The organism is Schaalia vaccimaxillae DSM 15804 (assembly GCF_000420425.1).
Lineage (GTDB): Bacteria > Actinomycetota > Actinomycetes > Actinomycetales > Actinomycetaceae > Pauljensenia > Pauljensenia vaccimaxillae.
The window spans coordinates 421,703-436,645 of the sequence record NZ_ATUX01000005.1; the positions used below are offsets into that span (position 1 = coordinate 421,703).

Sequence of the window (14,943 nt, forward strand, 5' to 3'; positions counted from 1 at the left end):
GCCCCATGACCGAAAGAATTGAAGGTTACGCCCGTGCGCACCTATTCACCCAAGCCTGGGGACGCGGACAAGAAGTGGTACGTCATTGACGCCACCGACGTCGTCCTCGGCCGCCTGGCGACCCATGTCGCCACCCTTCTCCGTGGGAAGCACAAGCCGACGTTTGCCCCTCACATGGATATGGGCGACTACGTCATCATCATCAATGCGGACAAGGTTGCCCTCACCGGCGACAAGCTCGACAAGAAGATGGCTTACCGTCACTCGGGTCGTCCCGGTGGCCTCACTGCCACGTCCTACCGCGACCTCATGGCCAACGCTCCTGAGCGTGCGGTCGAGAAGGCCGTCCGCGGCATGCTTCCTCACAACAGCCTCGGCCGTATGCAGTTCAAGAAGCTGCACGTGTACGCCGGTGCTGAGCATCCCCACGCCGGCCAGTCGCCGGTTCCCTACGAGATCACCCAGGTCGCTCAGTGAGCTTCGGCTCCTGAGAACCGCGACAAGCAACGAGGAGAACCGTGGCTGAGACCACCGCTTCCGTCGAGCTGGATGAGGAAAACGTCCCCAGCTCATACACCACCGAGACTGAGTCAGCCCCCACCGGCGCTGGACAGTCCATCACCGCGCCCGGCGCGGGTCTGGGCCGCCGCAAGGAGGCTGTCGCCCGTGTCCGCCTGGTTCCCGGCTCCGGCCAGTGGACCATCAATGGCCGCACCCTTGAGGAATACTTCCCGAACAAGCTGCACCAGCAGCTCGTGAAGTCCCCCTTCGTGCTGCTCGACCTCGACGGCCGTTTCGACGTCATCGCCCGTATCAACGGCGGCGGCATCTCCGGCCAGGCAGGCGCCATGCGTCTGGGCATTGCCCGCGCCCTCAACGAGATTGACCGCGACGCCAACCGTCCGGCTCTCAAGAAGGCTGGGTTCCTGACCCGCGACGCCCGCGCCATCGAGCGTAAGAAGGCCGGTCTCAAGAAGGCCCGTAAGGCTCCGCAGTACTCGAAGCGCTGATCGGCGTTTCGCTGCAGCATTCGCCCCGTCCTCGTCCTGTACGAGGGCGGGGCGTTGCTTATGATGAGGCGCAATGCTGATCTGGCCCCACGGCAGCGGTAGGCTAAGTCCAGTCACGTCCAGCTAAGAAACGGAGATAACCGATGTCCAGGATGTTTGGCACTGACGGAGTCAGGGGACTGGCCAACGATCTGCTCACCCCCGCACTGGCTGTCCAACTGGGCCAAGCTGCGGCCCGCGTGCTCACGAAGGACGCTGGTGGCGCGACCTCGACGAGGACGAAGCGCCCTCGTGCCATCGTTGGCCGTGATACCCGCGCCTCCGGCGAGTTCCTGGACCACGCGATTTCGGCGGGCCTTGCATCCTCCGGAGTGGATGTGACCCGCGTGGGAGTCTTGCCAACCCCAGCGATTGCTCACTTGACGGCCACCCAGGACATTGACCTGGGAGTGATGATTTCGGCCTCGCATAATCCTTTCCAAGACAATGGCATCAAGTTCTTTGCGCGCGGCGGCTACAAGCTTGAGGACGCGGTCGAAGATGAGATCGAAGCGTTGCTTGGCAATGTTGATGACCTGCCTACCGGAGCAGCAGTTGGGCGCGTCATCAAGGGTGAGACCGTTGCCGACCAGAATTACATCAATCACCTTGTCGATTCGGTGGGTACCGACCTGTCGGGCTTACGTATCGTTGTCGATGCTTCCAACGGTGCTGCCAGTGCGGTAGGCCCGGCCTCGTTGCGAGCAGCGGGAGCCGAAGTCGTGGTGATTAACGCATCCCCGGATGGTCTCAATATCAATGACGCCTGCGGCTCAACCCATCCCGAACGCTTGCAGGAGTACGTGAAGTCTGTGGGCGCTGATATGGGATTTGCCTACGATGGTGACGCGGACCGCTGCTTGGCAGTTGATGCTCAGGGCAATCTGGTCGACGGCGACCAGATCATGGGTCTGCTGGCTGTTGGAATGAAAGAGGATGGGACTTTGGGTTCGGACACTCTGGTTGTCACAGTCATGTCGAACCTCGGTCTGCTGCTGGCGATGAAAGAGCACGGTATCCGTACTGTCCAGACTGGAGTTGGAGATCGTTACGTTCTGGAGAAGATGCTGCAGGGTGGCTACACCTTGGGTGGCGAGCAGTCTGGTCATGTCATTGACACTTTGCATGGGACGACGGGCGATGGGGTATTGACTTCGTTGCGAGTGGCTGCGCGAGTTAAGCGTAGTGGCAAGACTTTGTCTGAACTGGCCCAAGTTATGCAGCGTTTGCCGCAGACTCTCATTAACGTCAAGGGAGTGGATAAGAGCGCCGCTCACACCAACAAGTCGGTGCAAAAGGCTGTTGCCGAGGCTGAGGCCGAATTGGGTGATACCGGTCGCGTGCTCTTGCGTCCCTCGGGTACTGAGCCTTTGGTGCGCGTCATGGTTGAAGCTGCCACCCAGGAGCAGGCAGATGCTACGGCTGAGCTTTTGGCTCGAGTCGTCCAGGAGAATCTGGCTTTGTGATGCCTGGGCATCGGACGTCTGGTGGCGTCCGATGCTGCACGCTTAAAACTTGTGCGTCCTTCGGGAAAGTTTTGGGCGTCCTTCGCGGGTTATTCTTTGCGGAGTTTGAGGGATTCGACTCGGTGGTCGGCACCCTTACGGAAGATCATCGTGGCGCGCTCGCGGGTGGGGCGAATATTCTCCCTTAGATTCGGCAGGTTGATAGCGCTCCAAATCATTGACGCGGTTGCACGCGCCTCGGCATCCGTGAGCTGGGCATAGGTGCGGAAGAAAGAATCTTCACGGGAAAAGGCTGTCTGGCGAAGAGCCAAGAAACGATCCACATACCAGCCCTCAATATGTTCTTCCTGGGCATCGACGTAAATCGAAAAATCAAAGAAGTCAGAAACAGCAACGGAGATTGAACCCGTAGCAACCCTGGGGGGTTGCAAAACGTTGATTCCCTCGACAATGAGAATGTCGGGCTGGCTCACGCGTGTGAAATGCCCCGGAACCACGTCATAAACAACGTGAGAGTAAACCGGAACATCAACCTCGCCGACTCCTGCCTTAACGGAGGTCAAGAAGTTCAAGAGAGCTTCGCGATCGTAGGATTCAGGGAATCCTTTCTTGGCCAGAATCCCGCGTTCTTCCAATACCGAGTTGGGGTGGAGGAAACCGTCGGTGGTCACCAGGTCCACGCGCGGAGTGTGCTCCCAACGCGACAACAGCAACTGAAGAAGTCGCGCAACCGTGGATTTGCCCACGGCCACAGATCCGGCGATCCCGATGACGAAAGGAGTGGGACGCGCATCAGGCTCCCCCAAGAAAGCATGACGTTCCTGCGCGGTGCGCCGACGCCCGTCTACATAGAGTTGGAGCAACGCGCTCAAAGGTCGATAGATCGCATCGACCTCGCTCATATCGATGGGATCACCTAGGGAAGCGATCCGGTCGATATCTTCTTGTGTTAAAGGCAGCGCAGTTCGATCAACTAGACGATCCCACGACTCTCGATCAAAAGTCGTGTAGGGGCTGGGTTTCGGGGCGTGCACGGGTGTTGGGACCACGTGCGCATTGTGCCTCATCTTCTCCTTGCTGCGGGAGTCAATCCGAGCATTAAACCAGGTCTGTCGGGAATCACACTGCCTTTTAATGGCGCGATTCCGGTGTTCGTGGTGCAGCCAAGCGCCAAGGAGCCGGGAGTCCTGAGCACGTAGGGGCTTGGATGTGCTGGAATGGAAACATGTGTGGAATTGTGGGACATGTATCGTGCTTAGCTTCGCAACGCTCCCGACAGGTCGTTCTTGATGGCCTGGCTCGCTTGGAATACCGAGGCTATGACTCAGCTGGGGTGGCGTTAGCTTCGCCAGGCAACCTTGAAGTCATCCGCGCGGTTGGCAAGCTTGCCAATCTGCGTGACGCTCTTGACGAGGCCGCTCCCGCGGACGCTCTGGCCGCCATTGGGCACACCCGTTGGGCAACTCACGGACGTCCCACCGTTGCCAATGCCCACCCGCACCGAAGCCCCGACGGCCGCTTCGCCCTCGTCCACAACGGCATCATTGAAAATGCTGATGCCTTGCGCGGCTCCCTCAATGAAAAGGGACACGAATTCGCTTCCGATACCGACACTGAAGTCGTTGTCCACCTGCTCCAACTCGCCTACGACGATGCCAATACGCCCGCTTGGGATGGCGAACTCGCTGGAGCCGAAGATGCCACCGAGCAGGTTGGTCGCCGCCTGGTTGCCGCCATGAGGGCAGTGACTGCAGTGCTGGAGGGTACCTTCACTCTGCTGGTTGTCAGTACAGAATGTCCAGACGTTATTGTTGCGGCCCGCCGTTCCTCCCCGTTGGTCATCGGTTTGGGGCACGAAGAAAACTTCCTCGGTTCCGATGTCCTTGCTTTCGTGGAACACACCAATCGTGCGGTTGAAATCGGTCAGGACCACATTGCAGTGGTCACCGCAAAAGCCGTTACCGTTATCAACCCGCAGGGGGAGGTTGTTGCCCTCAAGGAATACGAGGTTGACTTTGCGTCCGACCGAGCCACCAAGGGCAACTGGCCAACCTTCATGGATAAGGAAATCAATGAGCAGCCTCGCGGAGTTGCCGACACTCTGGCTGATCGGCTCGACTCGCACTCGCGGCTAACCCTGGATGAAGTGCGCATCCCCGAACATATCCTGCGAGGCATCGACAAAATCGTCATGATCGGCTGTGGAACTGCCTCCTACGCCGGACAGGTGGCTCGCTACGCCATCGAGCACTGGTGCCGTATTCCCGTTGAGGTTGAACTGTCCAGTGAGTTCCGCTACCGTGACCCGGTTGTCACCGAAAAAACCCTGGTAGTGGCGATCTCCCAGTCGGGGGAAACCATGGACACCATTATGGCGATCCGTCATGCCCGCGAACAGGGCGCGAAGGTGGTGGCTATCGTCAACACAGCCGGTTCAACGATTTCGCGTGAGTCTGATGCAGTTCTGCTGACTCATGCGGGCCCTGAAATTGCTGTTGCTTCGACCAAAGCCTTTACCTCCCAGGTCACCGCCTGCTACATCCTGGGCTTGTATCTGGCGCAGGTGCGAGGCAATAAGTACGCAGACGAAGTCCAGGACTATATGGATAACCTCGCGCAGGTTCCCGACAAGATCCAATGGATTTTGGACCGAGCTGAATCGGTACGCCAATTCGCCCGCACGATGGTCGATGCTTCGTCTGTGATCTACCTGGGGCGTCACGTCGGATTCCCTGTGGCACTCGAAGGTGCGCTCAAACTCAAGGAGATCTGCTACATCCACGCTGAAGGTTTTGCAGCTGGGGAACTCAAGCACGGTCCCATTGCTCTGGTGGATGAGGGACAGCCAGTGATCATTATTGTGCCGACGCCGCGCCGTCCCGAGCTGCATAACAAGGTGCTGGCAAATATTCAGGAAGTGCGTGCGCGTGGAGCCCGCACCATTGTTGTTGCCGAAGACGGGGATACCTCGGTGGATGCTTTCGCAGACGTGGTTTTCCGGGTGCCGCCGGTGCCCACCCTCTACGCGCCGCTTCTCACTGTCATCCCACTCCAGCTCTTTGCATGTGAACTTGCAACAGCCAAGGGCTTGGACGTGGATCAGCCTCGCAACCTCGCTAAATCTGTGACCGTGGAGTAAAGACGTGGATGTTCTTCTGGCATTGACGCCCTCGATCCTTTTCGGATTCCAAACCACCCTCACTGGCAAATTCGGGGCGGGAAACGAACGCCAGAAGGTCTTAGGAACGGTCATCGGTGCTTTCATGCTGGCACTGGTTGTCACGCCCTTCCTCAGTGTCTGCTGGGACCCAACTAAGGCGGCGATTGCTTTCGGCACAGGACTATTAGTTGGGTGGGGGCTCTGCGACCAGTTGCGTTGCTTCTCTGTTTTGGGCGTGTCCAGAACCATGCCGATTACAACGGGTGGTCAGCTCCTCGGAATGGCAGCCGGCGCGATCATCCTCTTCGGCGAGTGGCGTCGAGGAGCAGCCATGCCTGTGGGGTTGCTGGCCATTGCCGTCCTCGTTGCGGGTATTGCTCTGCTTGCTAAACGAGAGGCCGGGTCGTCCACAGATTCTCTTGACTGGCGTCGAGGGGCTTTCCTGCTGATTACTTCGACCTTTGCTTTTACCGCCTATGTCCTCATTGGCCGCTGGTTTGACCTCGAAGGAGGCCAGATTCTTCTGCCTCAGGCCGCCGGATACGCGCTGTATTGCATCAGCTATTTCGCGGTGCAAGCCTGGCGTGAGCCCAATTCAGTCCAGTCCTTTGACCGCCGCTTTGTTCCGCTGATCCTTTTGGGCGCCGTGTGGGGCACCGCAGTGATTCTTCTGCAGGTTGGTAGTGCGTCGGTGGGCGTGGCCACAGGCTTCACCCTGTCGCAGTTGGGCATTTTGATTTCGACGCCGCTGGGTATCTGGTGGCTGGGGGAGAAACGCACCCAACGCGAGTTAGTATGGACGGCCATTGGTGTCGTCTTGGTGATTGCGGGTGCGGTTTTAACGGGTGTCGCTAAGGGCATCGACACCGTCTGATCTTTCGCGCACGCTGATTCTTCACTTCAGGATTGCACCATGATCAATGTCCACTTCACTACTGACATCCGCCAGGCCGAATGCTCCCACGTTGAGCAGGCACGACTCGAAGGCGACCCAGACCGCCTCATGCGCATAGCTGCCCGTGCCGTTTGCGACGAGGTCCTCGCCCTCGTCGCACAGCACGAACACGACACGTCGACGGGCGTCTGCTGTCTAGTCGGTGGGGGAGACAACGGCGGTGACGCCCTCTACGCAGCCTCCTTTATTCGTAATGAGGGTGTGCCCGCTTGCGCGATCCTGCTGTCTGCGAAGGTGCATCCTCGTGCTTTAGCTGCGGCTCGCGCCGCTGGTGTGCGAATCCTTGATGCGTCGGCTCTGCTTACGTCAGAGCAGGTCGAGGCTGGTGTGGCCACTGCGCGGGATTATTGCGTCTGGATTGATGGCATCCTCGGTTCTGGTGTCCAGGGGACGGTGCGCGAACCGCTGGCCAGTGTCATCATGCATCTTGAAAAGATCAGGCGTGCCACCTCGATTCGGGTTGTGGCCATTGAGTTACCGTCCGGGATCATTGGCGAGGACGGGCGGTTGGCAGGTCCAGTACTGGGAGCTGATGTGACGGTGACGATGGGGGGATTGAAAAATTCTCTGGTCTTAGCTCCGGCGGCAGCTATGAGCGGCAAGGTCACAGTTGTTGACCTTAGGTTCGAGCTAACGAATCCGACAATGCGACTCATGACCGGCCACGATGCGGCTCGTTGCCTGCTTGTGCCTGGAGCATTGGATCACAAGTACACGCGTGGAGTTGTCGGAGTAGTTGCAGGATCGCAGACATACCCCGGGGCAGGTATCTTGGCGTGCGCGGGCAGTGCAGCCCTAGGACCCGGCATGATTCGCCTCGATGCGCCGGCGCGGGTTCAAGATCTGGTGTTAGCGCGCGATCCGGGTGTCGTGTTGGTGGGTGGCAGAATCCAAACGGGCCTCGTGGGCCCGGGGATGGACGATTCAACTCAGCCCAGCGCCGTCGACCTTGCGCGTTTTTGTCTCTCCTCCAACCTTCCGGTTGTCATTGACGCCGGTGCCCTCCAACTTGTGCCGCAGGTACTCACAGTTCACGCAGCCCCCACCGCGATCCTCACCCCGCATGCAGGCGAAGCCGCTGCGCTCCTTCAATCCCACGGGCAGTCCTGGACTCGCCAGCGCGTCGAAGACCATCCGGTTCAAGCCGCCCAAGAGATCGCTTCGGCAACGGGAGGAATCATTGTCCTCAAAACTGCTGCGACGGTTGTGGCACAGGACGGGCAATGCCCCATCATCATGCCCGTGGGGACACCGTGGACTGGCGTTGCCGGAGCAGGCGATGTCCTAGCTGGCATGATTGCGGCCTGCGCAGCCCAATGGCAGGCAAGACGTGAGGCCCCCGCATTGGAGGATGCTCGCCTTTTGCCCCCTGCGGGGCGGGGAGAGGATTCCTTAATGGAAGCCGTGGCCGGTGCCGTGTGGATTCACGGCGAAGCTGCTCGCGTGACCTCGCAACGCCACGGGCAATATGGGGCACCCATTCGCGCGATTCAGATCGCTGATGCTGCGGGTCCAGTGATCGGTGGGATACTGGGGCGGTGACTGACATGCTCGACCCATCCGAATCTGCCTATCCCGCCAGGGCGCTTGTAGACCTGAGCGCTATCGGTCACAACCTTGCGGCACTGCGCAACCGAGCGCCCGGCTGCCAGCAAATGGCAATTGTCAAAGCCGACGCCTATGGTCACGGCCTCCTCCCCGTTGCTCAGGCAGCACTCAAAGCTGGAGCTGATTGGTTGGGAGTAGCTCAGTTAGCTGAAGCTTTGACGCTGCGGGCAGGACTAGACACCGCAGGGATTTCCCGCGCCCACGCTCCCATTTTCACCTGGATTACCACTCCCGACCAGGATCTGACTCCAGCTCTTGAAGCAGACCTTGACCTGTCGGTTTCATGGGCATGGTCCCTGGCACAGGTGTGTGCCTCAGCCCGACAGTTGGGACGCACCGCCCGCGTTCACGTCAAGATCGACACGGGAATGTCTCGCGCTGGTTCCACCCTGGCAGACTTGCCCGCCCTCGCTTCTGGGCTGCGCATGGCCCACGACGAAGGGCTCATCGAAGTGGTCGGCGCTTGGAGCCACCTGTCTCGCGCCGATGACCTCAGCGAAGAGGGAATGGCATCGACCGCGCAGCATATTGAAATCTTCGAACGCGGACTGAGCATCCTTGCCGATGTCGGCCTCGAACCTCAAATCCGGCATTTGGCTGCTACATCGGGTCTGTTATGGCATCCGAAAACCCACTACGACCTCGTTCGTCCCGGTATCGGCCTCTACGGTCTAAGCCCCGAACCGTTGATTGCATCCTCGCAAGAGCTTGGTTTGCGCCCGGCAATGACACTGCAGGCACCGCTCAGCGCTGTCAAAGTTGTCGAGGACGACACCCCAGCCTCCTACGGGGGAACGTGGCGAACACCTGGCCGACGTTGGCTAGGCCTCGTGCCCGTGGGTTATGCCGACGGGATCTTGCGCTCTGCGTCCAACGGTGCGCCCGTCCTCGTCCAAACCCCCCAGGGGACAATCTCAGCTTCGGTTGTCGGGCGAGTATGCATGGACCAAATCATCGTCGACTTGGGACCAGCCCAAGGATCCTCTGACACACCGAGCGCCCGTACCCCCGAGCCTCCAGCGCGAGCAGGCGACCGCGTCGTCCTCTTCGGTGATCCCGCGGACGGCCTGCCCGCTGCCGACGACTGGGCCACCCACGCGGGCACCATCAACTACGAGATCGTCTCCAGGCTTGGTGAACGCATCCCCAGAGTCCACATTCCCTACAAATCCCGTGAGGTCCACCAGTCATGAACTTCCCGCGCGAATACAGTGTGACCACGTCGAACGCCGATCAAACTCGCGCCCTGGGCGCAGCAATCGGCCAGATCCTGGCCGCAGGCGACCTCGTCATGCTCAAAGGGGAACTCGGCGCAGGGAAAACCACACTCACCCAAGGCATTGGAGAGGGAATGGGAGTGCGCGGCAGGGTCGCCTCCCCAACCTTCATTGTCGCCAGGGTTCATCCTTCACAGTGCGGGGGCCCCGACCTCATCCATGCTGACGCCTATCGGATCACCGACCTGGACGACTTAGAAACCCTCGATCTTGACTCTGGCCTGGACGAGGCCGCGGTCGTCGTCGAATGGGGAGAAGGCAAAGCCGAGTCCCTATCGGAAAACCGCCTCGAAATCGAGGTGCGACGGGCAACTGGCGGCACAGCAGACACGGAAGGGACTGCAATCGACCTGGAAGCGATGGACGACGGACGCAGAACAATTGTCCTTCGTCCTTGCGGCAGTCGTTGGGATGGCGTGCTCGACAACGCCTTAAGAACGGCAGAAGAGGCGATGGCCGCTCAGACGAATGAAACCGACGACGAGTAGGATCGACGCCGTGCTTGAACTGTGCCTAGACACCTCCGCAAATACCGTCGTTGCTCTCGTCGAAGACGGCCGCGTCATCTCCCGCGCTCAACATGAGTCTGGTCGACACCATGCCGAATCAATCGTTCCTTTAGCTCACTCGGTTCTAGCTGACGCGGGACTGGGCACGGTTGTGGCCCAGGCGGGGATCGATCGCATATGTGTTGGGACTGGACCCGCACCTTTTACTGGGCTACGCGCAGGCCTGGTGTCGGCTCGCGTCATGGCCACGGCCGCCCGAATCCCCGTCTACGGCGCATCGTCGCTGGACATGATCGCCCGACACGGACTCGATCGCCTATCTCCCCAAGCTCACGTCTTTGCGGTATCCGACGCGCGCCGTCGGGAACTCTATTGGGGCCACTATGTTGCCGAAGGCCCCGACGATGTTCGCCTCATAGGTCGCCTTGAAGTCGGTAGCGCCCAGATGCTCGCCAATCAGATGGTGGGCGAGCAGGCTCTCATTGTCGCGGCTGGTCAGATTCCGGCCCACAGCGTCCAGGTGCTCCAGTCCGTTGAGTTAGGGCCCATCGTTGATGAGGATCCGGCAGTGCTGTCGCGACTGGTCTCAGCTCGCCTCTCGCATGGAGATCTTGAAAGGCTGGGGACGCAGCCCGAATACCTGCGCCGCCCCGATATCCACGGGCAAGCTCCCCAGCGCCTGTGAAAATGCCGCCGCAAACTCCCGTGCATACCGGCGGGGCCAGTGAACGAAGTGAACTCGTCTTGCGGGTCGCTAATCGAGATGACGCTGAATTGATCTGTCAGTTCGAGAAAACGATTTTTTCCGAGGACCCGTGGACGCCTGCCATGATCGCCGAGGAATTAGCTGCACCGTCCAGCCGCTACACAATTGCCTCCCTACGAGGACGACCGGTGGGCTACGCGGGAATCAAAGTGGGCGGCGACCAAGCTGACGTCATGACGGTGGGGGTCTTGCCTCAGGCTCGTGGCTGTGGCCTCGGGGCAGTGCTGCTTGACGAAATGATCGCGTGGGTATCCGAGGTCGGAGTGCACTCGGTGTTCCTTGATGTCAGGCCATCGAACTATGCTGCTCTGAGGCTTTATGAGTCACGCGGATTTGTTGAGATTTCCAGACGTCCGCGCTACTTCAAAAACCCCGTCGAAGAGGCAGTGGAGATGTGTCTGAAGCTGGGAGCGAACCCTGCAGGAAAGCGCTGCTGAGATATTCGAAACTTAGCGTTTTTCTAAAATAAGGAAATCCATACTCTGCCTCAAGGGGTTTGGGGGACAAGGGTCCTAGATCTTTTCTGAAAGTCGGCGCAAGCGAAGTCGCAGATTCTCGCCGAAAACGACACGGTGTCGCAAAGATTGGATGCCTGGACCTGGCCCCCGGTCCCAAGTGAGCGACCAAAGCGGCCGATACGCTTTGGCTATGGCCACTACAAATGTCGCAACGAAGAAGCGCCGCGCGTGGACCACCAGTGTTTTCATTAAGCAGCTGATGGCCATCTCGGGCTTCGTCTTCGTCTTCTTCCTGCTCTTCCACTCGTACGGAAACCTCAAGATGTTCCTGGGCCGCGAGGCCTACGACCACTACGCGGAATGGCTCCACCACGACGCCTTCGTGCCGATCTTCCCGCACGGCGGCTTCCTGTGGGTCTTCCGCGCCGCGATGATGCTCATGCTGATCATCCACCTCGCAGCCGCCGCCTACACCTGGAAGCGTTCGCGCCGCGCACGCCGCACCCGCTACGTCGTTAAGAAGTCGGTGACCGACTCTTACGCCGCACGCACCATGCGCATGACCGGCGTCATCTTGATTTTCGGCATCCTCTTCCACCTCCTGCACTTCACCACCCTGTCGATCAAGACTTGGGCAGCAGACGCCACTGGCCCCTACGACCGCATGGTTTACACCTTCCAGTCCCCGCTGCTTGTCCTGGTCTACGCGATCTTCGTGGCAGCCGCCTGTTTCCACGTCTCCCATGGCTTCTGGTCAATGTTCCAGTCGCTGGGCTGGGTACGTCCGCAGACCCGCAAGCTCATGGTTGTGTTGTCCGGCCTGGTCGGAGCCGTCATCTTCGTGATGTTCATGGCCCCGCCGATCGGCATCATCGCCGGCGTCATCACTCTCTGAGGAAGGTCTTAAGACATGACTGACACCTTGATCAAGGGTCTGTACTACGAGGGCGAGAAGATCGCCGACACCAAGGCCCCCACCGACCTGCCCATCGCGGAAATGTGGGAGGCACGCAAGTTCAGCGCCGCCCTCGTTAACCCCACCAACCGACGCAAGCTGCGCGTCATCATCGTTGGCTCCGGCCTGGCCGGTGGCGCAGCCGCCGCCTCGCTGGGCGAAATGGGATACAACGTTGACTGCTTCTTCTACCAGGACTCCGCTCGCCGCGCCCACTCAATCGCGGCCCAGGGGGGTATCAACGCTGCGAAAAACTACCGCAACGACAACGATTCGGTTTACCGACTCTTCTACGACACGGTCAAGGGCGGCGACTACCGCGCCCGCGAAACCAACGTCTACCGTCTGGCCGAAGTCAGCGCCAACATCATTGACCAGTGCGTCGCCCAGGGCGTTCCCTTTGCCCGCGAATACGGCGGCCTCCTGGACAACCGCTCCTTCGGTGGCGTCCAGGTGTCGCGTACCTTCTACGCGCGTGGACAGACAGGTCAGCAGCTGCTGATCGGCGCCTACCAGGCCCTCGAACGTCAGGTTGCTGCAGGTACCGTCACCGAATACCCGCGCCACGAAATGGTCGAAATCATCGTGGACGAGGGACGCGCTCGCGGCATCGTTGCCCGCGACATGTCCACCGGCAAGCTCAACACCTACGTCGCTGACGCAGTCGTGCTGGCTACCGGCGGATACGGCAACGTGTTCTTCCTATCCACCAACGCCATGGGCTGCAACGCCACCGCCATCTGGCGCGCGTACCGCAAGGGCGCCTACTTCGGTAACCCCTGCTTCACGCAGATCCACCCCACCTGCATCCCCCAGCACGGCGATCAGCAGTCCAAGCTGACCCTGATGTCCGAGTCTCTGCGTAACGACGGACGCATCTGGGTGCCCAAGAAGGCTGAGGACTGCGAGAAAGACCCGCGTCAGATCCCCGAAGAGGATCGCGACTACTACCTCGAACGCATCTACCCGGCCTTCGGCAACCTGGTTCCCCGTGACATCGCGTCACGCCAGGCCAAGAACATGTGCGACGAAGGGCGCGGCGTTGGTCCGAAGATCGACGGTGTCGCTCGCGGCGTCTACCTCGACTTCTCCGAAGCCATCCAGCGTCTGGGCAAGGCAGCGGTGTCCGCCAAGTACGGCAACCTCTTCGATATGTATGAGCGCATCACGGGTGACAACCCCTACGAGGTGCCCATGCGTATCTACCCGGCCGTGCACTACACCATGGGTGGCCTCTGGGTTGACTACGACCTCGAATCCAACCTGCCCGGTCTTTACGTCACCGGCGAGGCAAACTTCTCCGACCATGGCGCCAACCGCCTGGGTGCTTCGGCACTCATGCAGGGCCTGTCGGACGGCTACTTCGTCCTGCCCAACACGATCAACGACTACCTGTCCAAGAGCTTTGGTTTCAACAAGCTTGATGAGAACTCGCCTTCTGTGGTCGAGGCTCTGGCCAGCGCGCAGGATCGTGTCGATCGCCTAATGTCAACCAACGGCACTCGCTCGGTGGATTCCTTCCACAAGGAACTCGGCCACATCATGTGGGAGTACTGCGGCATGGAGCGCACCGAGGAAGGCCTCAAGAAGGCCATCGGCATGATCCGTGAGCTGCGCAAGGACTACTGGCGTGACGTTCGCGTTCCCGGCAAGTCCATTGGCGAGCTCAACCAGTCCCTCGAGAAGGCCGGCCGGGTTGCCGACTTCATGGAACTGGGCGAACTTATGTGCATCGACGCCCTCCACCGCGAGGAGTCCTGCGGTGGTCACTTCCGTGCAGAATCCCAGACCCCCGAGGGCGAGGCGCTGCGTCACGACGACCAGTTCCTCTACGTCGCGGCATGGGAGTGGGGCGGAGAAGACCAGCCCCCGATCCTGCACAAGGAAGACCTCATCTACAACAACATCGAGCTGAAGCAGCGGAGCTACAAGTGAACCTGACACTGAAGATCTGGCGCCAGAACGGTCCCGAGGACCGCGGCGCAATGCACGAATACCAGGTGAAGGGAATCTCCGAGGAGTCCTCCTTCCTGGAGATGCTCGACGTTCTGAACGAAGAGCTCTTCGCACGCGGTGAAGAACCCATCGCCTTTGACTCTGACTGCCGTGAAGGCATCTGTGGCCAGTGTGGCATCGTTATTAACGGTGTTGCCCACGGCCCGGAGGTCACCACGACCTGTCAGCTGCATATGCGTACCTTCAACGACGGTGACACCATCACCATTGAGCCTTGGAGGGCCGAAGCCTTCCCGGTCATCAAGGACCTGGTTGTCAACCGCTCTGCCCTGGACCGCATTATCCAGGCCGGCGGCTACATCTCCGTCAACACCGGCGCAGCCCCGGACGCACACGCCACCCCGGTGCCCAAGCAGTACGCAGAGCGCGCCTTCGAAGCTGCCGCTTGCATCGGTTGCGGTGCCTGCGTGGCTGCCTGCCCGAACGCGTCGGCGATGCTCTTCACCTCCGCGAAGGTCACCCATCTTCAGCTTCTGCCCCAGGGCAAGCCGGAGAACTACAAGCGCGTCGTCAATATGCTCAACCAGATGGACGAGGAAGGCTTCGGCACCTGCTCGAACATCGGTGAGTGTGCGGCGGTGTGCCCCAAGGAGATTCCGCTCGACGTGATCTCGACACTGAACCGCCAGCTCGGCAAGGCCGCCCTCAAGGGCGTCTGAGCTCAAGCGACGTGAGGCCATCGAGGCCCCGGCCGGAGGATTTCCAACGGTCGGGGCCTCGCCTC

At 60.2% G+C, this 14,943-nt stretch carries 14 protein-coding genes; 13 read left to right on the top strand and 1 reads right to left on the bottom strand.

Translation table 11 applies throughout. The annotated features are described in order from the left end of the window. Positions 1-33: 33 nt before the first annotated feature. The 3 genes from rplM to glmM all read left to right on the top strand — a co-directional run bounded on the left by rplM (position 34) and on the right by glmM (position 2,515). Positions 34-477 carry a 50S ribosomal protein L13 gene (gene rplM / locus G439_RS0102090; protein ID WP_022867531.1) on the top strand — a complete coding sequence of 148 codons (444 nt, stop codon included), beginning with the start codon at positions 34-36 and terminating at the stop codon, positions 475-477. A gap of 41 nt (positions 478-518) precedes the next feature. Then, the gene (gene rpsI / locus G439_RS0102095; RefSeq protein WP_022867532.1) at positions 519-1,010 is read left to right on the top strand and encodes a 30S ribosomal protein S9; all 492 of its coding nucleotides are present in this window, start codon (positions 519-521) and stop codon (positions 1,008-1,010) included. A gap of 143 nt (positions 1,011-1,153) precedes the next feature. After that, positions 1,154-2,515, top strand: a complete 1,362-nt coding sequence (glmM, locus tag G439_RS0102100; protein WP_022867533.1) for a phosphoglucosamine mutase — start codon at positions 1,154-1,156, stop codon at positions 2,513-2,515. An 89-nt stretch (positions 2,516-2,604) separates the two neighbouring features. Here glmM and coaA read toward each other — a convergent pair whose 3' ends face one another. After that, positions 2,605-3,582, bottom strand: a complete 978-nt coding sequence (gene coaA / locus G439_RS0102105; protein WP_022867534.1) for a type I pantothenate kinase — start codon at positions 3,580-3,582, stop codon at positions 2,605-2,607. Positions 3,583-3,740: 158 nt separating this feature from the next. Between coaA and glmS the strand changes: the two genes are divergently transcribed. The 10 genes from glmS to G439_RS0102155 all read left to right on the top strand — a co-directional run bounded on the left by glmS (position 3,741) and on the right by G439_RS0102155 (position 14,878). Beyond that, positions 3,741-5,654 (top strand): glutamine--fructose-6-phosphate transaminase (isomerizing), encoded by a 1,914-nt coding sequence (glmS, locus tag G439_RS0102110; RefSeq protein WP_022867535.1) that lies wholly within the window; start codon positions 3,741-3,743, stop codon positions 5,652-5,654. Positions 5,655-5,658: 4 nt separating this feature from the next. Then, complete coding sequence (locus tag G439_RS0102115) at positions 5,659-6,549, top strand: GRP family sugar transporter (RefSeq protein WP_022867536.1); 891 nt, start codon at positions 5,659-5,661, stop codon at positions 6,547-6,549. Between the two features lie 39 nt (positions 6,550-6,588). Next, entirely contained in the window at positions 6,589-8,172 is a 1,584-nt protein-coding gene (locus G439_RS10790) for a bifunctional ADP-dependent NAD(P)H-hydrate dehydratase/NAD(P)H-hydrate epimerase (protein WP_022867537.1), read from the top strand. A 5-nt stretch (positions 8,173-8,177) separates the two neighbouring features. After that, positions 8,178-9,431: an alanine racemase gene (alr, locus tag G439_RS0102125; protein WP_040434527.1), complete on the top strand. Its 1,254-nt coding sequence runs from the start codon at positions 8,178-8,180 to the stop codon at positions 9,429-9,431. Further along, positions 9,428-10,003, top strand: coding sequence for a tRNA (adenosine(37)-N6)-threonylcarbamoyltransferase complex ATPase subunit type 1 TsaE (gene tsaE, locus G439_RS10795; protein WP_022867539.1), 576 nt, complete (start codon positions 9,428-9,430; stop codon positions 10,001-10,003). The genes alr and tsaE overlap by 4 nt, the downstream gene beginning before the upstream one ends. Before the next feature lie 10 nt (positions 10,004-10,013). Then, positions 10,014-10,709 (top strand): tRNA (adenosine(37)-N6)-threonylcarbamoyltransferase complex dimerization subunit type 1 TsaB, encoded by a 696-nt coding sequence (gene tsaB / locus G439_RS0102135; RefSeq protein WP_022867540.1) that lies wholly within the window; start codon positions 10,014-10,016, stop codon positions 10,707-10,709. Positions 10,710-10,711: 2 nt separating this feature from the next. Next, positions 10,712-11,227 carry a ribosomal protein S18-alanine N-acetyltransferase gene (gene rimI, locus G439_RS0102140; RefSeq protein WP_051125662.1) on the top strand — a complete coding sequence of 172 codons (516 nt, stop codon included), beginning with the start codon at positions 10,712-10,714 and terminating at the stop codon, positions 11,225-11,227. A 211-nt stretch (positions 11,228-11,438) separates the two neighbouring features. Next, positions 11,439-12,143: a succinate dehydrogenase cytochrome b subunit gene (locus G439_RS0102145; protein WP_026459292.1), complete on the top strand. Its 705-nt coding sequence runs from the start codon at positions 11,439-11,441 to the stop codon at positions 12,141-12,143. 15 nt (positions 12,144-12,158) lie between these two features. Continuing rightward, positions 12,159-14,138, top strand: coding sequence for a fumarate reductase/succinate dehydrogenase flavoprotein subunit (locus G439_RS0102150; RefSeq protein WP_022867543.1), 1,980 nt, complete (start codon positions 12,159-12,161; stop codon positions 14,136-14,138). Further along, positions 14,135-14,878 carry a succinate dehydrogenase/fumarate reductase iron-sulfur subunit gene (locus tag G439_RS0102155; RefSeq protein ID WP_022867544.1) on the top strand — a complete coding sequence of 248 codons (744 nt, stop codon included), beginning with the start codon at positions 14,135-14,137 and terminating at the stop codon, positions 14,876-14,878. The genes G439_RS0102150 and G439_RS0102155 overlap by 4 nt, the downstream gene beginning before the upstream one ends. Positions 14,879-14,943 lie beyond the last annotated feature (65 nt).